Here is a 24,409-nt window from a genome sequence, read left to right as displayed (position 1 = left end):
GAAAAACCCGGCTGCTATGTTGCCGGGTTTTTTGTTGTCAGCTGGCGAATAACGGTTCAAGCATAATATGAATATTTTGCAGGCCCGTGACATTATTGTCTTTCAGGTATTGCTGATTAACCATATCTAACTGTTCCAGTTTGGTCAGCGAGGCGTAAACGCGTTGAACAGCGCTGTCCGCAACAAAAATTTCTTTTGCGGTAGTGTCCTGAAGATACTGTGATTTTACGCTGCGCGTTAAGTTATCGATCTGCTGTTTATTTTCCTGATAAAGAGACGCGATATGAGATATCTGTGCCTGCGGCGGTTTTTCCCCCGGTAATACCAGCGGAATTTGCAGATGATTAATCTTTTCAACGTTGTCTGGTGGTGGAGAGCTACATGCTGTTAATGTGCTCAGACTTAATATAGCGAAAAAGAACGGCAGGCTCTTCATCGAATCACTCCGGGGAAATAATTGGACTCAGCATTATCCCTGAAGGCCGCAGCGACGAAAGAATAAACTTATTTATTTATAAACGTTATTTCCATAGGTAAAAGAAAAGCCCGGTGATAGCCTCCTTTCCCCCCATGTACCGCCAGCGTGAATATGACGCCTCGAGGATGTATGAAATTTAAAACTCTCGTTAGTGCGATGGCCGTTGCTGGTCTGCTATTGGCCTCGTTGATCTCATTGCCTGTCCTGGCACAAAAGGAGGTGAAGGAAGCCACTGCCCATACGAAACAAATGAATGATGCACTTTATGGTCAACTGCCCTTCTTTGATAAAACCGATTTCCGAAATGCGCATAAAGGCTTTATTGCCCCGCTGCCACCTGCGGTGATTAAAGGTGAAAAAGGCGCCGTTATCTGGAATCCCCAGAAATACGCTTTTATCAAAGAAGGGCAAAAAGCGCCGGATACCGTCAACCCGAGCCTGTGGCGTCAGGCGCAGCTGAATAATATCGGCGGTCTGTTTGAAGTCACGGAAGGCGTCTACCAGATCCGCAACCTCGATCTGTCGAATATGACAATCATAGAGGGCAAAGAGGGGATCACGGTTATCGATCCGCTGGTGTCTGCGGAAACGGCTAAAGCGGGTATGGATCTTTACGTTAAGCATCGCGGCAAACGTCCGGTTGTTGCCGTTATTTATACCCATAGCCACGTCGATCATTATGGCGGCGTGCGTGGCGTAATTGATGAAGCCGGGGTAATGTCCGGCAAAGTGAAAGTCTATGCGCCAGCCGGTTTTATGGAAGAGGCGGTATCGGAAAATATCATGGCCGGAAACGCCATGAGCCGCCGTGCCAGCTATATCCACGGAAACCTGCTGAAACCCGGTGTGAAGGGGCAGGTGGGGGCAGGTCTGGGGACTACCACCTCAGCCGGAACGGTCACGCTCATCGCGCCCACTCACTCTATTACCGAAGAGGAGCAGAAAGAGGTCATTGACGGTCTCACCTATGACTTTATGCTGACGCCGGAATCGGAAGCGCCGTCTGAAATGCTCTGGTATGTGGAAGAGAAAAAGCTGATCGAAGCAGCAGAGAACGTCACTCACACCCTGCACAATACCTACTCGCTGCGCGGGGCGAAAATACACGATCCGCTGGCATGGTCAAAGTACATCAATAACGCCATCGATCGTTGGGGTGATAAAGCGGAAATCATTATCGCGCAGCACCACTGGCCCACGTGGGGTAACAAAAAAGTGGTGAAGCTGATGAAAAGCCAGCGTGATATCTACCGCTATATCAACGACCAGACGCTCAGACTGGCGAATAAGGGGCTGACGAGGGATGAAATAGCCGCTAATTTCGCCCTGCCTTACGGGCTGGCTAAATCCTGGGCAGGCCGTGGCTATTACGGCTCGGTAAGCAACAACGTCAAAGCCACCTATGTCTACTATCTTGGCTGGTTCGACGGCAATCCGGCGACGCTCGATGAACTGCCTCCGGTCGAGGCGGCGAAAAAGTATGTCGATTACATGGGCGGAGCCCGCGCGATCCTTGAAAAAGCCCGTGTCGATTATGCCCGGGGGAATTATCGCTGGGTGGCTCAGGTGGTCAGTAAAGTCGTTTTTGCCGATCCGAATAATAAGGCGGCGCGCGAACTGGAAGCCGATGCGTTTGAACAGCTGGGATACCATGCGGAGTCAGGGCCGTGGCGTAACGCCTACCTCACCGGTGCGCAAGAGTTGCGTAACGGCGTGAAGATAAAGCCGACGCCCAAAACCGCCAGCCCGGATGCGGTCCGTGCCATGTCGACTGAGATGATTTTTGACTACTTCGGCGTTCACCTTAACGGCGTCAGAGCGGCGAATGCCAGAGGCGTTTTTAACGTTGATTTAGGCCGCGAGGGCGGCAGGTATAAGCTGGAGCTGGAGAATGGCGTGCTAAACCATAGTGCTAATATCCAGGCAGAAGATCCGGATGCAACCATTACGCTCAGCCGCGAAACGCTGAACAAAATCATCCTTAAGGAAACCACGCTGAAAAAGGCGCAACAGGCAGGAGAGGTGACGATCGTCGGCAACGCCGCGAAGGTAGACGAAATGCTGCGCTGCATGGAGAGCTTCAGTTTCTGGTTTCCTGTCGTCACCCCTTAAATGTAAAAAAGGCTGCTTTCGCAGCCTTTTAGCATTCGCCAGCAACAATTTGCCGGGTGGCGGCTTCGCCTTACCCGGCCTACACTCTGCGCTGCTTGAGCGCTAGATGACGCCGTCGCCGCCGTCTGAACACCAGACCTGCCCGGAGGTGTATGAACACTCATCCGAGGCCAGAGTGACATACAGCGGTGCGATCTCCACGGGCTGTCCCGGGCGTCCCAGAGGGGTACTCTCGCCAAAATGTTTCACTTTTTCCTGTGGCTGCCCACCGCTGGGCTGGAGCACGGTCCAGTAAGGTCCGGGCGCTACCGCGTTCACGCGGATCCCTTTCGGACCCAGCTGTTTCGCCAGCGCTTTGGTAAATACCGCGAGACAGGCTTTGGTCTGCGCATAGTCAAGCAGTACGGCGCTCGGTTTTACCGCCTGTACAGATGAGGTGTTAATGATGGAAGCGGGAGCTTTCATGTGGCGCAACGCCGCCTTTGTGATCCAGAAAGGCGCATAGACGTTTGTTTTAAAGGTCGCGTCAAAATCTTCCGTGGTCAGTTCTTCCAGCGTCTCACGGTACTGCTGTCGGCCTGCGTTATTCACCAGGATGTCCAGCCCGCCCAGTTTTCCGACGGCCTGTTCCACCAGGTTCTGACAAAAAGTTTCGTCCCGCACATCGCCCGGTAGCGCGACGGCATTCCGTCCTTCCGCTTTAATCAGGGCGATCACTTCCGCAGCGTCTTCTTCCTCTTCCGGCAAATAGTTAATGGCGACATCTGCCCCTTCGCGGGCATAGGCAATGGCTACCGCGCGTCCGATGCCGGAATCGCCCCCGGTAATTAGCGCCTTCTTACCGGTAAGCCGGCCATGCCCTTTGTAGCTTGTCTCGCCGTGATCGGGAACAGGGTCCATTTCAGAGGCCAGGCCCGGTGGCGTCTGGGGCTGCTCCGGGAAAGGTGGCGTTGGGTAAGCGTTCGTACGTTGTTCATTATCACTCATAGCTAACTCCTTGTTAGGGGTGAGATTTGATGGATAGTTACAGCGTTAACGCTTCGCTGAATTATTTTTGCAAGTGGCTGACCCGCACTACGGGTGGGGATGATTTTTTATCGAGCGAGCCGCTAATACTGATCATGTTGTCAGGTTCCACGGTTCTGTCATCAAATACGGCTTTCGGGATAATAACGTCGATTTTCCCGGTTTTATCCTGGAATACGTATTTATCGCCATCGCCATCAATAAGATTGCCGCGCAATGAAATAGAGGCGCCATCATGCATCTCTTTTGCCTGAGTAATGGTCATAATGCGCGCATCATCGGTACCACGATAACCACTGTCCAGGGCATGCGGCGGTGGCGGCGCTTCACCCTTTTGTAACCCGCCGTTATTATCTGCCCATGCGGAAGGGATAATTAATATTAACAAGGCTGAAATCACTGATAATTTCATCTGATATCCTTCATTTTGGATGTCTTGACTTATTAAGTATTGTTGCTATTCCTTTATGTGGCAAATGTGATAAGTCTTAAAAGCATTTGCGTAGAAAAATCAAAAATTTCGGCAATTAAGCGAAACGGTGACAAAAGCCATGGAACCAAAAAATGAAAAAGTGCCTGGGATAAAAGAGAGTTATCGTTTACTGACGTTTGAGTATGCATTTCGTCAGGTGGGTTTTATTGTTCTGTTAGGTATTATCGTGGCCGCGTTAGCCGGCCTGTTTTCCAGCGGTGCGGTTAGCGACGTGGAGAAAACAAACGAAGCAAAATCCCTGAACCTGAGCTATGAGCGCTTCGGCCGCCGCCAGACCGAATCGCGGATGACGCTGACGTTTCCGGTGACGTCTGAGGGTAAATATATTCTCAGCCTGACCAGCGAAAGCAGCGACGTATATGAGCCGGGCAGCGTCTGGCCGCAGCCGGACAGCATGTATAGCCGGGGGAATACCCTGTTTCTCGTTTACGACAATCTGAAACAGAGCGATAAGTTCACCGTCCTGCTGTTCATCACGCCGACAAAAGCAGGGAAATGGACAAACAGCATCCGCGTAAACAACGGGCCAGATATCCGCTTCTGGCAGTTTATTTACCCCTAGGAGTCGAATATGGACATGGTTTTTCGTGCCCTGGCAATATACCTGTTTCTGGTGATCGTGTTTAAAGTCGCCGGACGGCGCGCCCTGCTGCAAATGACCAGCTTTGACCTTATTTTGCTCTTAATTATCAGTGAGGCGACACAGCAGGCTCTACTGGGCGAAGATTTTTCCGTCACCGGTGCGATGATTACAATAACAACGCTGGTGGTGGTGGATATTATTTTTGGCCTGATTAAAAAATATTCTTCTTCTGTTGAGAATGTTCTTGATGGCACCCCGGTGATATTGGTAGAGAATGGTATTCCCATTGCGGATAAACTGAAAAAAGTCGATGTATCCTGCGATGATATATTGGTTTCAGCACGCCAGAACCACGGCATAACGGAATTAAAGGATATTAAGTACGCGATCCTTGAGCGTAACGGCCATATTTCAATTATTCCTGAAGAAAATTAACTAAGGGGCACATCCATGAGCAACCTTATTCACGATAATAATACGACCATCAGCGAGCTGACGAAAAAGCTTGCCATGACGCTCACAGAAAGAGGACTGCGTCTAACCACGGCGGAGTCCTGCACCGGCGGTAATCTCGCGGTTGCGCTTTGTGCCGAAGAGAACACGGCGGAATTTTATGACGTTGGCATGGTGGTGTTCAGCGATGCGGCGAAAGAGAGGATCCTCGGCGTGCGGCACGAAACGATTGAGCGCTTCACCGCCGTCAGTGAACAAACGGTTACTGAGATGGCCGCTAAAATTCGCGATATTGCCGAGGCGGATATTGGTGTTGCCATCAGCGGCTATGCGGGACCGGAAGGCGGAGACGATGGCACGGCAGCCGGTACGGTCTGCTTCGGCTGGAATATTCGCGGACAGACGGAAACCCGCACCGTGCTGTTTTCCGGTGAATGTCAGGATGTGGTGGAAAAAGCGGTGCGTTATTCGCTGTCTGAACTGATCGAAATACTCTCCGGGTGGGATAACGTCTGAGACAAGGGGAAAGGCTATGGCTGTTATCGTTATTACCGGCGGTACGGCGGGCGTGGGGAAAGCCACGGCGCTGCACTTTGCTAAAGCGGGCTACGATGTAGGCATTATTGCCCGCGATGAGCAGAGCCTGCGCTCCACAGAAGAGGAGTTGCGCCGTTTCGGGATCAACGCGTGTGCCGTTCAGGCCGACGTGGCGGACAGCAAGGCGGTGACCGATGCTGCTAACGAAATTGAATACCGGCTTGGAGCCATCGATGTGTGGGTGAATAACGCCATGGGCGGGATGCTGGCGCCGTTTCGCACCATGTCCCCGGAGGAGTTTCGCCGCGTCACCGAGGTGACCTATCTGGGCTATGTTAACGGCACCCGCGCCGCGCTGGAGTTAATGACTCCTCGCGATCGCGGAACGATTATTCAGGTTGGCTCCGCGCTGGCCTACCGTTCCATTCCCTTGCAGTCAGCCTACTGTGGGGCGAAAGCCGCGATCCGCGGATTTACCGATGCCGTACGCACCGAGCTGATGCATGAAAACAGCCGGGTGCAGATCGCAATGGTACAGATGCCAGGCCTCAACACGCCGCAGTTCGAGTGGGCGAGGAATAAATTTGCCTGGGCGATGCGCCCGGTTCCTCCCGTGTTTCAGCCGGAAGTGGCCGCCAGCGCTATTTTTAAGGTGGCGCAGAAACCGGTGCGGGAGCTATGGGTGGGCAGCAGCACCGTCCAGTCGATTGTCGGGCAGTTTCTTTTCCCCGGTTTTCTGGACCGGCTGATGGTTAAAAAGGCCTGGGAAGGGCAGATGACCGATACGCTAAATGCGGATGACCGTCAGGACTATCTGGATCAGCCTGTTAACGACCTGCATAAAATCCACGGGCACTTCACCGACGAAGCAAAAGAGCGCGCCACCAGCGTTACCTCCGGCATGCCGGGGAAAGTGCTGCTCGGCTCCCTCGCCGTTACGGGCGCGATCGTGGCGCGTCTGCTGCTCTCGCGGAGACGATAATCAGCGCAGTGCGGTACGATCGGTCCAGAACCAGCGGTAGCCATAGCCGCTGAGGTTAAGCGCGACGGTTTTGCCGCATACCAGCGCGTCGTCGTAGCGTTTGTCCGCCAGGCATGCGGTCCAGGTCGCATGCCGGATCCCTCTGGCGGTAAAATTAACGGGCTTATCGCTGAAATTAACGAAGGTAAGAATGCTGCGCGTGTCGGTTTCGTAATAGATCCCCAGTACCGCATCGTTGTCGATAGTAATAAGACGAAACGGCGCGACGCCGATCTCAGGAAACTCCGAGCGCGTATTGGCGATATCGATAATGCAGTGCAGGAGGGAGTTGCGGTGCAACAGCGAATCCGCCACGTTGATTTTTTGATAGCGGTACGGACCATGGTCAATCATTGGGGCGATAAAGGTTTCCGGGTCGGCATCTGAGAAACCGCCGCCCTGCGATCCGGCCCACTGCATCGGGGTGCGTACGGCGTAACGCTCCTCCAGATCTAAATCATCGCCCATTCCAATTTCATCCCCGTAGCGCATGACCGGTACGCCAGGCAGCGAAAACAAGACCGCATGGCAAAAGGCCAGCCGCTTTCGATCGCCCTTAAGCATCGGCGCCAGACGGCGGCGGATCCCTCGCTGATACACGCTCATCTCTTCATCAGGGGCGAAGGCATCAATGACGGTCTGCTTCGCTTTTTTGCCTATCCCTTCCAGATCCAGCTCATCATGATTGCGCAGCCAGTTGGCGAAGCAGCAGGAGTCCGGCGGCACAATCATCTTTTTCACCGCGTTGCGCAGCGGTCGTGCGCTCTTCTCTGCAAGGCTGACGTAAAAGTACTTATTGAGCCAGAAATTCAGCACCAGGTTGAGCCGGTCATTCTGACCAAAATAATCTTTGTAGGCGTCGACCTCCACGTCGACTTCGCCGAGCAGGATCGCGTCCGGATTGCGCTGTTCGATAAGACGGCGCAGATGCTCCAGGATCCACAGGCCGCGTTTTTCATCTCCACGCCCGGCCTGTTTTGTCAGGTGCGACGCTGCATCCAGGCGAAAGCCCGACACCCCGAGCTTTAGCCAGAAGATGATGATGTTCTCAACCTCCTTCAGCACCGCCGGGGAGGCCAGATTGAGATCCGGCTCGTGGTGATAAAACATATGCCGGTAGTATTGCCCCGCTTCGTCGTCCCATGTCCAGACGCTCTTTTCCACGCCGGGGAACATCGGTGGCGTATCGTCCTCGTCCGTGTCAGACCAGAGATAATAGTCACGGTAGGGTGACTGCGGGTTGCGGCGGGCCTGCTGAAACCAGGGATGCGCATCCGAGGTGTGCTGGATCAGCAGCTCAATAATGACCTTCATCCCCAGCTCCCGCGCCTGTTCAATAAAGGCGATGATATCGTTGAGCTTGCCGAAGCGGGGATCGACCTGCAAATGGTCGCTTACGTCATAGCCTTCATCGAGAAAAGGGGTGAGGTAAAACGGGGTGATCCAGATAACCGTCGCGCCCATCCGGCGGATGTAGCGCAACTTCGCGGCGATCCCGGCGATGTCGCCACAACCATCGCCGTTAAGATCGTAAAACAGGGCGGTATCAATCTGGTAAATAATGGCGCGTGTATGCCAGCCTGCCATAGCAATCCTTAGTGATAACCTTCGGTATCAGACACTTTGCCCCGGAAGACGTAGTAGCTCCAGGCGGTGTAAACCAGGATCACCGGGATGATTAACAGCGTGCCGATCAGCATAAACAGCTGGCTGGCAGGCGGCGCGGCGGCTTCCCACAGGGTGATGTGCGGCGGGATAATGTGTGGCCACAGGCTGATGCCCAGTCCGCTAAAGCCGAGGAAAATCAGGCCCAGCGTTAACAGGAACGGACGGGCATGGCTGTCGGGATTGCGCGTCAGCCGCCAGATCCACAGGCTGAATACCGCCACCAGAACCGGAACCGGCAGGAACCAGAAGAAGTTAGGCAGTGTAAACCAGCGCTCGGCGACAAACTGCCAGCCGAGCGGGGTCCAGATACTCACCACCGCAATGACGGCGATCAGTGCCAGCAGCACGTGGCGGGTCAGCTCACGCATCCGGTTTTGCAGCGCGCCTTCGCTTTTCATGATCAGCCATGTGGTAGCCAGCAGGGTATAGGCGACAATCAAACCCAGCCCGCAGAACAGGTTAAACGGGGTTAACCAGTCCAGCGAGGAGCCCACAAAGCGTCGCCCTTCCACGTCAAAGCCGTTGATCATCGCGCCGACCACGATCCCCTGGCTGAAGGTTGCCAGCAGGGAACCGCCTGCAAAGGAGTAGTCCCAGAATTTGCGGTGGGAAGGGGTCGCCTTAAAGCGAAACTCAAACGCCACGCCGCGGAATATGAGCCCGATCAGCATGGCCGTCAGCGGGATGGTCAGGGCATCGATAATCACCGCGTAGGCCAGCGGAAACGCGCCGAACAACCCTGCGCCGCCGAGAACCAGCCAGGTTTCATTTCCGTCCCAGACCGGTGCGACGCTGTTCACCATCACGTCGCGTTCTTTGGCATCGCCCACAAAGCTGAACAGCATGCCGATACCGAGATCGAAACCGTCCATGATGATGTACATCAGCGTGGCGAAGACAATAATGGCAAACCAGATGACCGGGATATCGACGCCCATCAGATCTTCTCCTCTTCCGGAACAGACTCGGCGGCGGACAGCGGACGGGCAGGGGTGCCCGACGTATTAGACGTTAGCGTGCCGACAGGCTGCGGCCCTTTCTTTATCAACCGGGCGAGATAAACATAACCCACGCCAAATACCGAACAGTAGACCACGATAAAAGCCAGCAGGCTGATGCTCATCTGCAACGTGCTGTGCAGAGACACCGCATCTATCGTGCGCAGATAGCCGTAGACGACCCACGGCTGGCGGCCCACTTCGGTGGTGACCCACCCGGCGAGCAGCGCAAGCAGTCCGGCTGGCCCCATGCACAGGGCAAACCAGTGGAATGGTCGCGAGTGATAGAGTCGGCGGCGATAGCGCAGCCAGACGCTCAGCACACCAAGCGTAATCATCAGCAGCCCCATGCCGACCATAATGCGGAAAGACCAGAAGACGATGAGCGAGTTCGGGCGGTCCTCTTTCGGGAAATCTTTCAGCGCCGGGACCTGTTTATCCAGGCTGTGCGTCAGGATCAGGCTGCCGAGCGCCGGAATTTCAAGCCCGTATTTGGTGCGCTCCTCCTCCATATCCGGTACGCCGAACAGCAGCAGCGGGGTAGCCTCGCCGGGCGGATTTTCCCAGTGGCCTTCAATCGCGGCGATTTTGGCAGGCTGATGCTCAAGCGTATTCAGGCCGTGCATATCCCCAACGACTGCCTGGATGGGCGCGACCAGCAGCGCCATCCACATGGCCATGGAGAACATTTTGCGAATAGCGGGCGTGTCGTTGCCGCGCAGCAGATGCCATGCCCCGGACGCGCCCACAAACAAGGCGCTGCACAGGAAGGCGGCGATGGACATATGGATCAGACGGTAAGGGAATGAGGGGTTAAAAATAATGGCCAGCCAGTCTTCGGGAATGACCTGACCGTTCTGAATACTGAAGCCCTGCGGGGTGTGCATCCAGCTGTTGGAGGCGAGGATCCAGAAGGTGGACATCAGCGTGCCCAGCGCTACCATGCAGGTGGCAAAGAAGTGCAGGCCGGGGCCGACCTTGTTCCAGCCGAACAACATCACGCCCAGGAATCCGGCTTCGAGGAAGAAGGCGGTTAAGACTTCATAAGTGAGCAGAGGGCCGGTTATGCTGCCTGCGAACTGGGAAAATCCGCTCCAGTTAGTCCCAAACTGGTAAGCCATTACCAGCCCGGAAACCACGCCCATACCAAAGTTAACGGCGAAAATTTTCAGCCAGAAATGGTAAAGCGAGCGCCAGACATCATTTTTTGTGCGAAGCCACATGCCCTCGAGAACCACCAGATAGCTCGCAAGCCCGATGGTGATTGCCGGAAAGAGAATATGGAAAGAGACGGTAAAGGCGAACTGTATCCTGGCCAGATGAAACGCATCAAGCTCGAACATGCTCCGTACCTCTGGAACTGATAGCCCACAAGGCATTGCCAGACAGCCTCAGGCTGCCTGGCAAAACCGGTTACGGTTTTTTCTTACCCGCGCCAAGCTCGGCACCGGTAAGCGGATCGGCTTTAGGATCGGATTTCGTACGTGCGCACATTGCTTTGACCAGCGTAGCCTGCTCTGTTGTGAGCGTTACGCTTGCGCCGCCGTCACCGCCATCGACCGCTGGCTGAGGAGATTCCACGTAGTCGAAGTGCTTATCGCTGTTCCAGCTTCCGCGAACTTCTCCCCCCTCAGACATATTGTAGTACTTGTTGGTGTACTCTTCGATTGGCGGCAATTTACCCGGTGGGAAGTTGTTACGGATCGACTGGAGCGCCTTCTCAAACGAAAGCTGGTGTGCTGCCTCACGCGTCATTAAAAACGCCAGCGCATCTTTAACACCTGGATCGTCCGTTACGTTAATAAGCCGTTCGTAGATAATTTTGGCGCGCGCCTCGGCCGCAATGTTAGAGCGGAGATCCGCGGTGGGTTCGCCAATGGTATCCACGTACGCCGCCGTCCACGGTACGCCTGCGGAGTTAGTGAGCGGAGTACCGCCCCCGTAGAGCAGGGAAGTGATATGACTGTCGTTGCCGTTTTCGGTCATGGACCGGTACAGCTCCGCTTCATTTTCAACGCCTTCCGCCAGTTCACCTTTCGCACCCTTATTAAGCATACCCACCAGGGTGCCGATAATTTCCAGGTGACTTAACTCCTCGGTCGCGATATCCATCAGCATATCTTTACGACCGGGATCGTCGTCGCTCAATCCTTGCGTAAAGTAACGACATGCCGCGGCAAGTTCGCCCTGTGGCCCGCCAAACTGCTCAAGCAGAAGATTAGCCAGACCCGGATTCGGTTCGGCTACGCGTACTGTGTATTGCAGCTGTTTTACGTGTCGAAACATATATTCTCCCTCTTCCGTTATTTTTTCGCTTCAACGCCGTCCGCGTCGGAGCGCAGCAGGAACTGTTCCGTCGTCTGTGGAATATGTTGAATCAGCCAGTCCGCCATCTGGCGCTCTTCTTCCAAAATGGATTCAATGGCTGGAATGGAGGCGGTATCGCCCGCTTGTTTGGCCGCGGCCAGCAGAGAGGTGTAGCAGGCAATTTCAAACTGCTCAAAAACGTAGCCGCTGATGGAGCCTTTAACAATTTCGTCGGAAGGGAACATGCCGCCAATGGACTGGCCGAGCGCCGCCATTTTGCTCATGGAATCTTTTATGACCGAACGGGAAATATTATTGCGGTCGAGAATTTCTTCCAGCACGGTAATTTGATGTTTAGTTTCATTAACGTGTTGTTCAATTCGTGCACGTAAGTCGGGATAATTATCAATACGGCTGGCCATTGATTCCAGCATGGATTCGGCTTGCTTTTCCATCGCATGGGCATCGCGTAGCCAATCATGGTAGTGTTCTACATGATTCATAATTAACTCCTGTGATTTATTTTCTGGTTAATTGTTGGTGCTGATGCTCATCAAATTTTTATTTATCCTTTCTGGGCTTTTTGATTAATATTGCCGACAGCCAGATCGGTTAATTTGAGATCGGTTTCTTTTTCTTCTTCCAGTGTTTCTGCAAGAAGTTTAACGGCTTTTTTATAGCCTAATTGTTCAGCCAGGGTGGCCAGGGTGCCGTAGCTGGCAATTTCGTAGTGCTCGACTTTCTGTGCGGCGGCAATTAATGCAGCGTCACGCACTTCGTTTTTCTCAGTGCTCTCAATAACTTCGTTGGCTTCTTCAATTAAGCCTTCCATTGCAACGCATTTCATGCGCTTCAGCTTGAGGCCGGATTCCTGCTCAATAATCTGATCGATACGTTCGATCTGTCCCTGCGTCTCCTCAAGGTGAGCCGTGAAGGCAGCGCTCAGCTTCTCGCTTGATGCGGCACGGGCTAACTTGCTTAGCGCGCGGGTCAGCTGCTTCTCAGCGCTGTAGGTATCGGATAACAGGTGAATAAATACATCTTCAACAGTTTTCATATTCATATATTCGCTCCAGTGAAATAAAGGGAAGGTACTGCGAGCCGACAGGCCCGCAGCATGCTCTCGGTATATTTATAAGAGCTTTAAATAAGATCAGGAGTTATCAGATTTACGGCCCCCGCCGTGACTGTTCTGTCCCCCTTTCTTACCCGCTTCAGATGCGCGTTGCGGATCGTTTTTGAAATTACCGCCGCTGTGCTGGCCGCCTTTACGTCCAGCTTCTGATGCTTTTTCACGGTCTTGCGCGAAATTACCGGAACCACCACGATGTTGCTCTGCCATATATCAACCCTCATGTTGCGTTTATGTCAGGTGATACGATAAGTAATTCGTATCAGTTGTCGTTCAGAAATTAACATTAGTCGTTATGTGAGAAGAGTCAAATTTCCTGTCTGGGTTGTTTTGCGCCATTTCCAGAGATGCGGTGAAAATACCGCTTCGTTACGATTTTTGAAAATCGGAAGTAAATCCATTGCTTAGGGGGAAATAACTTGTGTCGTTAGGATTCCGCTTAGCTAATAATCTTAATATGAACGCGGCGGAAATGATTACAAGAATTGACGTAGCGCAAAAATATATCTTGCCGACCTGAGTCTTTATAATCGGAATAGTCTTAAGCGAAAAGTAAAATAACGAGCCGAAACAGTGTATCCGATCGTCGTTTTTGACGTGGTCAGGCGGATCGGGTGAGGGTATGCTGCATTTGTCACCACAATAATTACAGAGGCAATGTCATGGATCAGGAGCTACTGGATGCAGGGTACCGGGCCTATACCGGTGAGAAAATCGATGTCTACTTCAACACAGGGATCTGCAAACACTCGGGCAACTGCGTACGCGGCAGCGCGGCGCTGTTCGACCTGAAGCGTAAACCCTGGATTGCACCGGATGAAGTGGATACAGAAACTGTTGCGCGCGTAATTGATACCTGCCCGAGCGGTGCGCTGAAGTACCGCCTAAAATAAGTGAGGAACCATGGATATTCTTGAAGGCCATAACAAGTTTTATGTCAACGACGCCGAAGGCAATCAGGTTGCGGAGATCGTCTTTGTCCCGACCGGCGAGCATCTGAGCATCATCGAGCACACCGATGTGGATCCGAGCCTGAAAGGGCAGGGTGTGGGTAAGCAGCTGGTGGCGAAGGTGGTAGAGAAGATGCGCGGGGAGAACCGTAAAATAATCCCGCTGTGTCCGTTTGCGAAGCATGAGTTTGATAATACGCGGGAGTATGACGATATTCGGGCGTAAAACAGATGCCCGGCATTGCGCCGGGCAGCACACTCAACCGACAAACATCACCGACACACACAGCACACCCACAATCAGCGTCAGCAGGTTACCGATGGAGCGGTACGGTTTTAACGACGGGATCAGGTACGTCGACAGCGTCGGCATGATGAACAGGATCATGGCGATAAGCGGACCGCTGATGGCGTAAATCATGGAGATCGCATTCGGGTTGATGCAGCAGACCGCAAAGGTAATCAGCGACACGCCGAGAATCGAAACCGCGCGGTTAAAGGCACGACTTTTCTTCACACCCACCTGATTCAGCGACGATTTCACAATTTCCGTTGCCCCTTCAATCACGCCAAAATAGGTGCCGAGGAACGATTTCGACATCGCTATAATTGCCACGATAATGCCGGAAATGCCCAGCCATGCCGGGGACGAAGGCATCATCGACAGCGCGGACAGGATCGTCACCCCTTCCTCTTTTGCCGCCACGATATAGGACGGTGGAATCGAAAGCAGGCAGCTGAACACAAAGAACAGCACGCTGAGGCAGATGATCAGGTACGCCACTTTCATGATTTTTTTGCATTTACCCATAGCCTCTTCACCGTATTTCTCGCGACGATCTACGGCGAAGGTCGAGATGATCGGGGTATGGCTAAAAGCGAAAACCATCACCGGGATCGATATCCACACCTGGTGCAGTGTATGCTGGTCGAAGGCCATCTGGCTGGTCAGAAGCGACGGCTGCCAGCTGCCCGTCAGATACAGCGAGACAAACAGGAAATAGGCGATCAGCGGAAAGACAAGGAAACCCATCACCTTAATGGTGATGTGCCGCCCCATCAGGAAGATCAGATTCAAAATCAGCACCACACCAAAACTCACCAGCATCCGCACGCTGGTATCCACCGTCATCCGTTTCGCCAGCTGTTCAGTAAGTGAGTTGGTTATCGCCACCGCGTAAATCAGAACCACCACAAAGAAGGCCACGAAATAGAGCGTGGTGATGAGGTTGCCGATCTTTTTGCCGTAGTAATGGGAAACGGCACCGGTGATCCCTTCGTTGCCTTTCGTCTTCGACGACAGAATAAATTGCGCCAGCGCTTTATGCGGCCAGTAGGTTAAGGGATACGCCACAAGGGCGGTGATCAGCAGGACAATTGCGCCAGCAGAGCCGAGCTGAATGGGCAAGAACAGGGTTCCTGCGCCCACGGCAGTGCCGTAGAGGGCGAAACTCCAGAGAGTCTCTTCTTTTGACCAAATTTTCGACATTAGAGCAACGTATCAACTATAAAACGAACAAAAAGGAGTGCAATTTACCATAATTATGCGTTGAGGTCGCCGTTGCTTCGCTGGGGTTGGGCCGGAGAAGGTCTCCGGCCGGAAGGTCATTCGCTTGCCAGGGCGCGACGTTGCTGGCGGCGCTTGATAATTTTCTCCCGCAGGGTGTCATACGCCCAGTTGTAGAGCATGGTGTACGGCAGGAAGAACAGGAAGAAACCAATCTCCAGCGTGAAGGCCTGGAGCAGCGTCACGCCCAGCACGGCGGCAACGATGGTTACGCCAATCACAATAAAGCCGCATTCAAAACCCAGCGCATGCAGGGCGCGCACTTTTGCCGTGCGCTTTACCCGCTGAACGGGCCAGAAACGGTCGAAGCCAAAGTTATAGATAATGTTCCAGAGCATTGCCGTGGTCGCCAGAATAATAGTGAGACCCCCCATTTCCACGACCGAGCGCTGCATTAGCCACGCGGCCGTAGGGGCGAGGATCGCCGTAGCAATACCTTCAAAACAGACGGCATGGAAGATCCGCTCCGGCAATTTACGTTGGAGTGCATCCTGATGTTGCATATTTACCTCATATAGACGCCAGTATGGGCGTTGATGCGGCCTATTCTTATCGCTTAAGGTGATATATAAAAGATGGTACCCATCGATAAAGTAGATACATCATGCGTTATTCTCCCGAAGCACTGACCGCGTTTGTTGAAACTGTCGCCGCAGGTTCGTTTTCAGCTGCGGCACGACGGCTGCGTAAAAGCCAGTCCACCATCAGCACCTCCATCGCCAACCTTGAAGCTGACCTTGGCTTTGAGCTGTTTGATCGCTCGGCGCGTCACCCGGTGTTAACCGCCCAGGGTGAACAGGTGCTGGGCTATGTCCAGTCAATCCTCGCCGCCAGCGCGCGCCTTGATGAGCTGGCCGTATCCTTAACGGCGCAAACGGAGGCGCGTTTTACCTTTGTTCTCTCCGATACGCTTAACCCGGCCGTGCTGGAAGAGATGATGAGCCAGTTCGACCAGCGTTTTCCGCACACCGAATTTGAGTGCCTGATTGGGGAAGAGGAGGACGTGATCGATCTGCTGCAAAAGGAGCGGGCGCAAATTGGCCTGACGGAAGCACGCGACAGCTACCCGACCGATATTGGCGCGACCCGCCTGCCTATGCAGACGCGGATGGCTATTTACGTTTCTGCCGGACATCCTCTGGCAGGGCAACATGAGACGCAGGCGGACGAGCTGCATGGCTGGCGCGAGCTGCGGCTGAGTACCTATCTTGAACGGGAAGCGCCCCTTGCGCGCGGGCCGGTCTGGTCTGCGCCGAACTACCTGCTGCTGCTGAGCATGGCGGTACAGGGCTTTGGCTGGTGCGCGTTACCCTGCGCGCTGGTCGACGAATTTGCCGCATCGAAATCGCTGGTGCAGCTGAACGTGCCGGGCTGGCCGAGGTCGATTGCCATCGATCTGGTATGGAACAAAAGAACCCCGCCCGGCGTCGCCGGAAGCTGGCTGCGCCAGTACTTGCAGGACGCACGATAATCCTGTGACTAAACTCACTAATTTTAAACATTTGCGTCAATTGTTGATAACAATCCTCTACTATCGTCATGTCATTTTGCACAGAGGTCGTGATGAAAGATGTCGTTATAGTGGGTGCGTTACGTACGGCTATCGGCTGTTTTCAGGGAGCGCTTGCGCGTCACTCTGCGGTTGATCTCGGCAGCGTGGTGGTAAGAGCGCTGGTGGAACGCAGCGGGGTTGCCGCACATGAAATTGATGAGGTGATCCTCGGCCAGGTGCTGACCGCTGGCGCGGGACAAAACCCTGCGCGCCAGGCGGCGCTGAAGGGCGGCCTGCCTAATACCGTTTCGGCGATTACCATCAACGACGTCTGTGGTTCAGGTTTGAAAGCGCTCCACCTTGCGACGCAGGCCATCCAGTGCGGTGAAGCGGACGTGGTCATTGCCGGCGGGCAGGAGAATATGAGCCGCGCCCCGCATGTCCTGACCGACAGCCGGACCGGCGCGCAGCTCGGGAACAGTCAGCTGCTTGACAGCCTGGTTCATGACGGGCTGTGGGACGCCTTCAACGACTACCATATGGGCGTAACGGCGGAAAACCTGGCGCGGGAATACGGCATCAGCCGCGAGCTTCAGGATGCGTATGCGCTTAGCTCGCAGCAAAAAGCACGCGCGGCGATCGACTCCGGCCGTTTTCGCGATGAAATTGTCCCGGTCAGTACCCTGCGCCAGAACGGCGAAGCGCTCATCGTTGATACCGACGAGCAGCCGCGCACCGATGCCAGCGCAGAAGGGCTGGCAAAACTCGATCCGGCCTTCGAAACGCTCGGTTCTGTAACGGCAGGTAACGCATCATCCATTAACGACGGTGCGGCGGCGGTGATGATGATGAGTGAAAGCAAAGCCCAGGAGCTGGCGCTGCCGGTGCTGGCGCGCATCAAAGCGTTTGCCAGCGTGGGTGTTGATCCTGCGTTAATGGGGATCGCCCCGGTCTATGCCACGCGCCGCTGTCTTGAGCGGGCGGGCTGGCAGCTGAACGATGTAGATCTGATTGAAGTCAATGAAGCCTTTGCTGCACAGGCGATCTCGGTCGGGAAAATGCTGGAATGGGATCCGCTGCGGGTCAACGTCAACGGCGGTGCGATCGCGCTCGGTCATCCTATTGGCGCTTCCGGCTGCCGCATTCTGGTGTCGCTAGTCCACGAAATGAAAAAGCGTAACGCCCGAAAAGGGATCGCAACGCTCTGCATTGGCGGAGGGCAGGGGGTAGCCCTGGCTATCGAACGGTAATTTCCCCCTCTGCGCACAGAAAGCCTCCCTCGGGAGGTTTTTTTATGTCTACAGAATCCTTTTCTAACACTTCTGCGTTCTTTCTTAATCCCACAATAATTATTGCGCGGTGAATTATTCGCTTTGTGAAGTTCTTAGTGTGATCTCACGCCTGGAATTTATGCGTTATACGCCTTTTTTGTTGATGAGGTTCACGTCGATCTTTGCCAAAAAAAATGAAACAAATAATTTCGATCCTTGTCACTAAAATAACGGTACATAAAAAATAAACTCAAGTTTCATAAAAACGAAACGTTATTTTAATTGAGGGTTTTTTCATGTTTAAGAAATCTCTGCTCCTTGCTTCCCTTATTAGTGCCTCTTTTGCGGCTAGCGCCGTTACCGTCGATCTGCGTCACGAATATATTGACAGCGGCTCGAATGCCGACCGTGTTGCCGTCTCGCACCGCTTTGACAATGGCTTCGGTTTTTCAGTCGAGGCGAAGTGGAAATCAGGCGGGGACAAGGCAGATCAGCCATTCGCGGATGTGGTGGGGAACGGTCACGAAGATCAGATTAGCTGGCGCTGGAAAGCGACAGACAATATCGCCCTGACGCCTGCGTTTACGATTGAAAGCACAGACAGTCGTACCATTTATAAACCGAATCTGCATGTGCAATATAGTTTCGATAATGGCTTCTACGTGGCCGCGCGTTACCGTTATGAATATACCCGCTATCCGTCAAGCTCAAATAAGGACGATGATAAAGTTAACCGTGGTGATGCGTGGGTCGGTTGGGTATTAGGTGACTGGCGTACCGAGCTGAACTATGTTTACGCGAAAAGCTCTGAAGGCGTGGCCCGAAATAACAATAAAGATTATTCCAATGAATATAACGCCAAGCTGGCCTACAAATGGGATAAAAACTGGGCACCGTATGTTGAGGTGGGCAACGTGGGGGTTAAAGACACTGACGAACGCCAGACCCGTTTCCGTTTAGGCGTGGCGTACTCCTTCTGATAATCCAGCTTCTTCGCTAAAAACCGCCGGGTGGCGCTTCGCTTACCCGGCCTACACTTTCCTTCCACTCCGTCGTTTCGTATGCCGGGTGGCCCTGCGCTTACCCGGCCTACACTTTCCTTCCACTCCGTCGTTTCGTATGCCGGGTGGCCCTGCGCTTACCCGGCCTACACTTTCCTTCCACTCCGTCGTTTCGTATGCCGGATGGCGATGCGCTTACCCGGCCTACACTTTCCTTCCACTCCGTCGTTTCGTATGCCGACTGGCCCTGCGCTTACCCGGCCTACACTTTCCTTCTACTCCGTCGTTTCGTATGCGGGATGACGATGCGCTTACCCGGCTACACTTTCTCTCCAATCAGTCGTTTCGTAGGCCGGGTAAGCGTTAGCGCCACCCGGCAAAAAGCGCCGCAATCACCCAAAAAAAAGCCCTCCGAATCGGAGGGCAAGGCCAGTTACAGAAACACTAACTCATTCAGGCATGCAACATTTCAGGTTGCTCGGGGAGTTTCGCGATATAGAGGGCTGGTTTGCCGTCTTTATCGGAACTGTACAGCACCGCTTTTTCGTCCGGCGTGAAGGACGGATGCGGGTGGGTTACCTGGCGGCTGTTCGCCACCGTAGCCCAGGAAGTGTCATGACGGGCAATGCGGTAATAGGCTTTCTTCGCCACGTCAAAGGCATACAGATAAGGATCGTTATCAATGGTGTAGCCGTCGGTGTCTTTCACATCGACAGGCGTGCCGGAACCGTCGCCAACCAGCATGGTGCCGTCGACGTTGCTCATCAGGTGCGAACAGGCGGGCATGTTCATTACCGCTTCATTCACGCCGGTGTCCGGATTGAAGCGGGAGATGGTACGACCTTGCTGACCTTTCAGGTAAGAGACGTAGATCAGCGCGGACCCGTCCGGCACCCAAAATTCATGCGTGCAGCTTTCCCCTTCCGCGTGCGTTTTCACTTTCCGCACGTTGCTGCCATCTTCGTTGACCAGCCACATGCGGGCGTCAACCAGGTCGTGTGGCCCTTCATGACAGAAGGCCACGGTATTGTCATCGAACGGGCGATAAATCGGATGTCCCAGCCAGATCTTCTCGTCATGGATGGTGGTGCTTTCACCCGTTTTTAGATCAACGCGCAGCAGGCGGCAGTGCGGCCCTTTGTGGAAGAAATCGTGGAAAATTTTCCAGTCGTTGAGTGGCGTCCAGTCACGTCTGGCAATCTCAATACCTACCAGTTTGGTGCAGTCGCTGTTCGCGACCCAGGTGCCGTAGCCAACCCACTCTTCCGGGACGCGGTACACTTCGCGCTCTGCCAGCGTCTTTAAATCCACCTCAAGCAGGGTGCGATCGTTCTTCACATAGTAGAGGGATTGATCGTCCGGAGAGAGGAACCCGCCAAAGGTGTTATCGCCCGCGCCTTCGGTCAGCTGCACCGCTTCGGCGTTTTTCAGATCCAGCAGGTAATAGTTCCAGTGACCGTCGAACTCCCCGGCGAACAGCAGGTGGCTGCCATCGTTAAAGAAGCACTTCTGGTAAAAGTAGTTGCGATGACAGGTTACTTCCGGTGGGGTCAGGCGGGTAACTTCCACGCCTGTATCCGGATCGCGGCTGACCTCGTAGTTCAGCTTGACCCGCATACCTTTAGCCATAATGCACTCCTTTGAACGCGTAATATAGGTTGAAAACTAGGTGTTAAATTATCAAAACATCGTTTCATTGTGTGTGACTGACAGCGCAAATTCTCAGTTTCTTTAGCCAGATTGAGGGGCTTAAAGATTTATCGTGATCGAAACACCATTTCTGGCATAAACATACAGAAAAAATGAAACGTTGTTTTAAATGTAATTGAAAACCCCATGTACAGGGGATAATATGTGTTCATCACGAAAACGGAACATTGTTTCGTTATTCATCTTTGCCTTCGGGCACGATCAATTCTGGAGGTTTACGTGGACGTCAGACAAAGCATCCACAGTGCGCACGCAAAAACGCTGGATACTCAGGGGCTGCGCAGTGAGTTTTTAGTTGAGCAAGTGTTTGAAGCCGACAAGTACACCATGGTCTACAGCCATATTGACCGCATTATTGTGGGCGGGATTATGCCGGTGGCGAAAACCGTCTCCGTGGGCGGTGAAGTGGGCAAACAGCTGGGCGTGAGCTACTTCCTCGAACGCCGTGAACTGGGCGTGATTAACATTGGCGGGCCGGGCACCATAACCGTCGATGGCCAGTGCTACGAAATTGGTCACCGTGACGCGCTGTACGTCGGAAAAGGCGCGAAAGAAGTGGTGTTCGCCAGCATCGATGGCAGCAAACCGGCGAAGTTCTACTACAACTGCGCCCCGGCTCATACGACTTACCCAACCAAAAAAGTCACGCCAGCGGACGTTGCCCCGGTGACCCTCGGTGACAACCTCACCAGCAACCGCCGCACCATCAATAAATACTTCGTACCGGATGTGCTGGAAACTTGCCAGCTCAGCATGGGGCTGACCGAGCTTGCGCCGGGTAACCTGTGGAACACCATGCCGTGCCATACCCACGAGCGCCGTATGGAAGTCTATTTCTACTTCAACATGGATGAAGATGCCTGCGTGTTCCACATGATGGGACAGCCGCAGGAAACTCGCCATATCGTGATGCACAACGAGCAGGCGGTCATTTCGCCAAGCTGGTCCATCCACTCTGGCGTGGGAACGAAAGCTTATACCTTTATCTGGGGTATGGTCGGTGAAAACCAGGTCTTCGATGACATGGACCACGTCGCTGTTAAGGATCTGCGCTAGTCGCAGGCAGTTAAGCATACATCTGCCTGTTGGTGACAGGCGCTGAACGATTAAGGAACAAACATGATTCTGGATGCATTTTCTCTGCAGGGTAAAGTGGCTGTGGTTTCCGGGTGTGACACCGGGCTGGGGCAGGGTATGGCGTTAGGTCTGGCGGAAGCGGGCTGTGATATCGTCGGGATTAACATCGTAGAGCCAACGGAAACCATCGAGCGCGTCACCGCGCTGGGCCGTCGTTTCCTGAGCCTGACCGCGGACCTGCGCAAAATCGATGCGATCCCTGAACTGCTGGATCGCGCGGTGGCGGAGTTCGGGCATATCGATATTCTGGTCAACAATGCGGGCCTGATTCGCCGTGAAGATGCGATTAACTTCAGCGAAACGGACTGGGACGACGTGATGAACCTGAACATCAAGAGCGTGTTCTTTATGTCCCAGGCGGCTGCGAAGCACTTCATCGCGCAGGGGAAAGGCGGCAAGATCATCAATATTGCCTCCATGCTCTCTTTCCAGGGCGGCATCCGCGTACCGTCTTACACCGCATCGAAGAGCGCCGTGATGGGCGTGACCCGTCTGCTGGCGAACGAGTGGGCGCAGCACAATATCAACGTCAACGCGATTGCGCCGGGCTACATGGCCACCAACAATACCCAGCAGCTGCGTGCTGATGAAGAGCGCAGCGCGGCAATTCTGGAACGTATTCCAGCGGGTCGCTGGGGTCTGCCGAGCGATCTGATGGGCCCGGTTGTGTTCCTGGCTTCTCCGGCTTCGGATTACATTAACGGCTATACCGTCGCCGTTGACGGCGGCTGGCTGGCACGTTAATTCAGCCTTAATAAAGAACCTCTGCCCTCGGGTAGAGGTTTTTTTTGCGCCAAAATTGGCTTTATCCATATCCTTAAAGATGAAAAATCCATACTAAAAAGGAATAAATGACGGGTATCACACATTTATTGCTTAAATATTAACTAATTAATAAAAAATAAGGTTAAACCACCCTGATTTGAAATTGTAATGTCCATCACAGAACGGTATGTCGTAGCGAAATAATCCATATCTTCACCAGTTCCGACCTGACACTTTCTTCCGGTATCTCGTAATTTCACTTAACGAATTTCGCTGTTGAGGCAGGAAACTATGACATCTATAAATGACTCTACCCTTATGCCCGCTGCGCTGCGCGATACCCGACGCATGAACCAGTTTGTTTCTGTTGCGGCCGCCGTAGCCGGTCTACTGTTTGGTCTGGATATCGGCGTTATCGCTGGCGCACTGCCCTTTATTACCGACCACTTTACGTTAAGCAGCCGCCTGCAAGAGTGGGTGGTGAGCAGCATGATGCTGGGCGCGGCCATCGGCGCGTTGTTTAACGGCTGGCTGTCGTTCCGTCTCGGGCGCAAATACAGCCTGATGGTTGGGGCGATCCTGTTCGTCGCAGGCTCCATCGGCTCCGCGTTTGCGACAAACATAGAAGTGCTGCTGCTTTCACGCGTGTTGCTTGGCGTAGCGGTGGGTATCGCGTCCTACACCGCGCCGCTTTATCTCTCTGAAATGGCAAGTGAGAACGTGCGCGGGAAGATGATCAGTATGTATCAGCTGATGGTGACGCTCGGTATCGTGCTGGCGTTTCTGTCGGATACGTACTTCAGCTACAGCGGCAACTGGCGGGCAATGCTTGGCGTGCTGGCGCTGCCTGCGCTGGTGCTGATTGTGTTAGTCATTTTCCTGCCGAACAGCCCGCGCTGGCTGGCGCAAAAAGGGCGTCACGTGGAGGCGGAAGAGGTGCTGCGCATGTTGCGCGACACGTCTGAAAAAGCGCGTGAAGAGCTGAACGAAATCCGCGAAAGCCTGAAGCTGAAGCAGGGCGGCTGGTCCCTGTTTAAGGCGAACCGCAACGTGCGCCGCGCAGTGTTCCTCGGCATGCTGTTACAGGCGATGCAGCAGTTTACGGGGATGAACATCATTATGTATTACGCCCCGCGCATTTTTAAAATGGCCGGTTTTACCACCACCGAACAGCAGATGATCGCCACGCTGGTGGTGGGGCTGACCTTTATGTTCGCCACCTTTATCGCGGTGTTCACCGTTGATAAGGCCGGACGTAAACCCGCCCTGAAAATTGGCTTTAGCGTGATGGCGCTCGGCACCTTAATCCTTGGCTACTGCCTGATGCAGTTCGATAACGGCACGGCGTCAAGCGGCCTCTCCTGGCTCTCCGTGGGCATGACCATGATGTGTATCGCCGGTTACGCGATGAGCGCCGCGCCGGTGGTGTGGATCCTGTGCTCTGAAATACAGCCGCTGAAATGCCGCGACTTTGGTATCACCTGTTCCACCACCACCAACTGGGTGTCGAACATGATCATTGGCGCGACCTTCCTGACGCTGCTGGATGCGATTGGCGCGGCAGGCACCTTCTGGCTCTATACGGTGCTGAACGTGGCGTTTATCGGTGTGACCTTCTGGCTGATCCCCGAAACCAAGGGCGTGACCCTGGAGCATATTGAACGCAAGCTGATGAGAGGGGAGAAACTACGTAATATCGGCGTGTAAT

General features: G+C 53.8%; 26 protein-coding genes. 13 read left to right on the top strand and 13 right to left on the bottom strand.

All coding sequences use genetic code 11. The features are described 5' to 3' along the window. Positions 1–37 precede the first annotated feature (37 nt). A complete protein-coding gene (locus tag BFV65_RS17210) occupies positions 38–436 on the bottom strand; it encodes a KPN_03583 family lipoprotein (protein WP_022649275.1) in 399 nt (132 codons plus the stop codon). Positions 437–607: 171 nt separating this feature from the next. Here BFV65_RS17210 and BFV65_RS17205 point away from each other — a divergent pair, with 171 nt between their 5' ends. Further along, the gene (locus tag BFV65_RS17205) at positions 608–2,590 is read left to right on the top strand and encodes an alkyl/aryl-sulfatase (protein WP_048965627.1); all 1,983 of its coding nucleotides are present in this window, start codon (positions 608–610) and stop codon (positions 2,588–2,590) included. Between the two features lie 102 nt (positions 2,591–2,692). Here the strand turns inward: BFV65_RS17205 and BFV65_RS17200 are convergent, their stop codons facing one another. Continuing rightward, positions 2,693–3,577: an SDR family oxidoreductase gene (locus BFV65_RS17200; RefSeq protein WP_022649272.1), complete on the bottom strand. Its 885-nt coding sequence runs from the start codon at positions 3,575–3,577 to the stop codon at positions 2,693–2,695. Positions 3,578–3,638: 61 nt separating this feature from the next. Further along, positions 3,639–4,028: a YdeI family stress tolerance OB fold protein gene (locus BFV65_RS17195; protein WP_069596928.1), complete on the bottom strand. Its 390-nt coding sequence runs from the start codon at positions 4,026–4,028 to the stop codon at positions 3,639–3,641. A gap of 139 nt (positions 4,029–4,167) precedes the next feature. On the opposite strand from BFV65_RS17195, the gene BFV65_RS17190 reads away from it, so the two are divergent. From BFV65_RS17190 to BFV65_RS17175, 4 genes are read left to right on the top strand one after another with little or no spacing between them, the layout of a single operon-like run. Next, complete coding sequence (locus BFV65_RS17190) at positions 4,168–4,671, top strand: hypothetical protein (protein ID WP_023298530.1); 504 nt, start codon at positions 4,168–4,170, stop codon at positions 4,669–4,671. 9 nt (positions 4,672–4,680) lie between these two features. Further along, complete coding sequence (locus tag BFV65_RS17185) at positions 4,681–5,127, top strand: DUF421 domain-containing protein (protein ID WP_022649269.1); 447 nt, start codon at positions 4,681–4,683, stop codon at positions 5,125–5,127. A gap of 15 nt (positions 5,128–5,142) precedes the next feature. After that, a complete protein-coding gene (locus tag BFV65_RS17180) occupies positions 5,143–5,661 on the top strand; it encodes a 2-oxo-tetronate isomerase (protein WP_058646267.1) in 519 nt (172 codons plus the stop codon). A 16-nt stretch (positions 5,662–5,677) separates the two neighbouring features. Continuing rightward, positions 5,678–6,664, top strand: a complete 987-nt coding sequence (locus BFV65_RS17175; protein WP_023298529.1) for an SDR family oxidoreductase — start codon at positions 5,678–5,680, stop codon at positions 6,662–6,664. On the opposite strand, the gene BFV65_RS17170 is transcribed toward BFV65_RS17175, so the two are convergent. The 7 genes from BFV65_RS17170 to BFV65_RS17140 all read right to left on the bottom strand — a co-directional run bounded on the left by BFV65_RS17170 (position 6,665) and on the right by BFV65_RS17140 (position 13,018). After that, on the bottom strand, positions 6,665–8,290 hold the full coding sequence (locus tag BFV65_RS17170) for an alpha-amylase family protein (protein WP_045622067.1): 1,626 nt from the start codon (positions 8,288–8,290) through the stop codon (positions 6,665–6,667). Positions 8,291–8,298: 8 nt separating this feature from the next. Further along, a complete protein-coding gene (cydB, locus tag BFV65_RS17165; protein WP_022649265.1) occupies positions 8,299–9,309 on the bottom strand; it encodes a cytochrome d ubiquinol oxidase subunit II in 1,011 nt (336 codons plus the stop codon). After that, positions 9,309–10,712: a cytochrome ubiquinol oxidase subunit I gene (locus BFV65_RS17160; RefSeq protein ID WP_003862857.1), complete on the bottom strand. Its 1,404-nt coding sequence runs from the start codon at positions 10,710–10,712 to the stop codon at positions 9,309–9,311. Before BFV65_RS17160 ends, cydB begins: the two co-directional genes overlap by 1 nt. Before the next feature lie 70 nt (positions 10,713–10,782). Beyond that, positions 10,783–11,655 (bottom strand): manganese catalase family protein, encoded by an 873-nt coding sequence (locus BFV65_RS17155; RefSeq protein ID WP_022649263.1) that lies wholly within the window; start codon positions 11,653–11,655, stop codon positions 10,783–10,785. 17 nt (positions 11,656–11,672) lie between these two features. Next, positions 11,673–12,179, bottom strand: a complete 507-nt coding sequence (locus BFV65_RS17150) for a ferritin-like domain-containing protein (protein ID WP_022649262.1) — start codon at positions 12,177–12,179, stop codon at positions 11,673–11,675. Positions 12,180–12,241: 62 nt separating this feature from the next. Then, on the bottom strand, positions 12,242–12,739 hold the full coding sequence (locus BFV65_RS17145; RefSeq protein ID WP_003862851.1) for a YciE/YciF ferroxidase family protein: 498 nt from the start codon (positions 12,737–12,739) through the stop codon (positions 12,242–12,244). A gap of 90 nt (positions 12,740–12,829) precedes the next feature. Then, a complete protein-coding gene (locus tag BFV65_RS17140) occupies positions 12,830–13,018 on the bottom strand; it encodes a con-10 family general stress protein (protein WP_022649261.1) in 189 nt (62 codons plus the stop codon). A gap of 452 nt (positions 13,019–13,470) precedes the next feature. On the opposite strand from BFV65_RS17140, the gene yjdI reads away from it, so the two are divergent. Together yjdI and BFV65_RS17130 are read left to right on the top strand one after the other, a co-directional pair. After that, the gene (yjdI, locus tag BFV65_RS17135) at positions 13,471–13,701 is read left to right on the top strand and encodes a 4Fe-4S mono-cluster protein YjdI (RefSeq protein ID WP_069596927.1); all 231 of its coding nucleotides are present in this window, start codon (positions 13,471–13,473) and stop codon (positions 13,699–13,701) included. Positions 13,702–13,711: 10 nt separating this feature from the next. Beyond that, on the top strand, positions 13,712–13,984 hold the full coding sequence (locus tag BFV65_RS17130; RefSeq protein WP_006811846.1) for a GNAT family N-acetyltransferase: 273 nt from the start codon (positions 13,712–13,714) through the stop codon (positions 13,982–13,984). 33 nt (positions 13,985–14,017) lie between these two features. On the opposite strand, the gene BFV65_RS17125 is transcribed toward BFV65_RS17130, so the two are convergent. Then, the gene (locus BFV65_RS17125) at positions 14,018–15,247 is read right to left on the bottom strand and encodes an amino acid permease (protein ID WP_022649259.1); all 1,230 of its coding nucleotides are present in this window, start codon (positions 15,245–15,247) and stop codon (positions 14,018–14,020) included. Positions 15,248–15,363: 116 nt separating this feature from the next. Next, a complete protein-coding gene (locus BFV65_RS17120; RefSeq protein ID WP_022651793.1) occupies positions 15,364–15,828 on the bottom strand; it encodes a multidrug/biocide efflux PACE transporter in 465 nt (154 codons plus the stop codon). A 101-nt stretch (positions 15,829–15,929) separates the two neighbouring features. Here BFV65_RS17120 and BFV65_RS17115 point away from each other — a divergent pair, with 101 nt between their 5' ends. The 3 genes from BFV65_RS17115 (at position 15,930) to BFV65_RS17105 (ending at position 19,068) form a co-directional block, all read left to right on the top strand. Further along, positions 15,930–16,796 (top strand): LysR family transcriptional regulator, encoded by an 867-nt coding sequence (locus BFV65_RS17115; RefSeq protein ID WP_038416634.1) that lies wholly within the window; start codon positions 15,930–15,932, stop codon positions 16,794–16,796. 92 nt (positions 16,797–16,888) lie between these two features. After that, complete coding sequence (locus BFV65_RS17110) at positions 16,889–18,067, top strand: acetyl-CoA C-acetyltransferase (protein WP_032626064.1); 1,179 nt, start codon at positions 16,889–16,891, stop codon at positions 18,065–18,067. Between the two features lie 317 nt (positions 18,068–18,384). Further along, positions 18,385–19,068: an oligogalacturonate-specific porin KdgM family protein gene (locus tag BFV65_RS17105; protein WP_003862842.1), complete on the top strand. Its 684-nt coding sequence runs from the start codon at positions 18,385–18,387 to the stop codon at positions 19,066–19,068. Positions 19,069–19,542: 474 nt separating this feature from the next. Here BFV65_RS17105 and BFV65_RS17100 read toward each other — a convergent pair whose 3' ends face one another. Further along, positions 19,543–20,718: an oligogalacturonate lyase family protein gene (locus tag BFV65_RS17100; protein ID WP_069596926.1), complete on the bottom strand. Its 1,176-nt coding sequence runs from the start codon at positions 20,716–20,718 to the stop codon at positions 19,543–19,545. Positions 20,719–21,018: 300 nt separating this feature from the next. Between BFV65_RS17100 and kduI the strand changes: the two genes are divergently transcribed. From kduI to araE, 3 genes are all read left to right on the top strand, one after another. Next, positions 21,019–21,855 carry a 5-dehydro-4-deoxy-D-glucuronate isomerase gene (gene kduI, locus BFV65_RS17095; protein WP_017382863.1) on the top strand — a complete coding sequence of 279 codons (837 nt, stop codon included), beginning with the start codon at positions 21,019–21,021 and terminating at the stop codon, positions 21,853–21,855. A 63-nt stretch (positions 21,856–21,918) separates the two neighbouring features. Next, positions 21,919–22,680 carry a 2-dehydro-3-deoxy-D-gluconate 5-dehydrogenase KduD gene (kduD, locus tag BFV65_RS17090; protein ID WP_003862835.1) on the top strand — a complete coding sequence of 254 codons (762 nt, stop codon included), beginning with the start codon at positions 21,919–21,921 and terminating at the stop codon, positions 22,678–22,680. 312 nt (positions 22,681–22,992) lie between these two features. After that, the gene (araE, locus tag BFV65_RS17085; RefSeq protein ID WP_069596925.1) at positions 22,993–24,408 is read left to right on the top strand and encodes an arabinose-proton symporter AraE; all 1,416 of its coding nucleotides are present in this window, start codon (positions 22,993–22,995) and stop codon (positions 24,406–24,408) included. The last annotated feature ends 1 nt before the right edge of the window (position 24,409 follow it).

Origin of the sequence: Enterobacter hormaechei subsp. hoffmannii (assembly GCF_001729745.1) — a bacterium.
Classification (GTDB): domain Bacteria; phylum Pseudomonadota; class Gammaproteobacteria; order Enterobacterales; family Enterobacteriaceae; genus Enterobacter; species Enterobacter intestinihominis.
The sequence above is the reverse complement of the archived record's forward strand: the minus strand, read 5'-3'. Positions and strand labels throughout refer to the sequence as shown.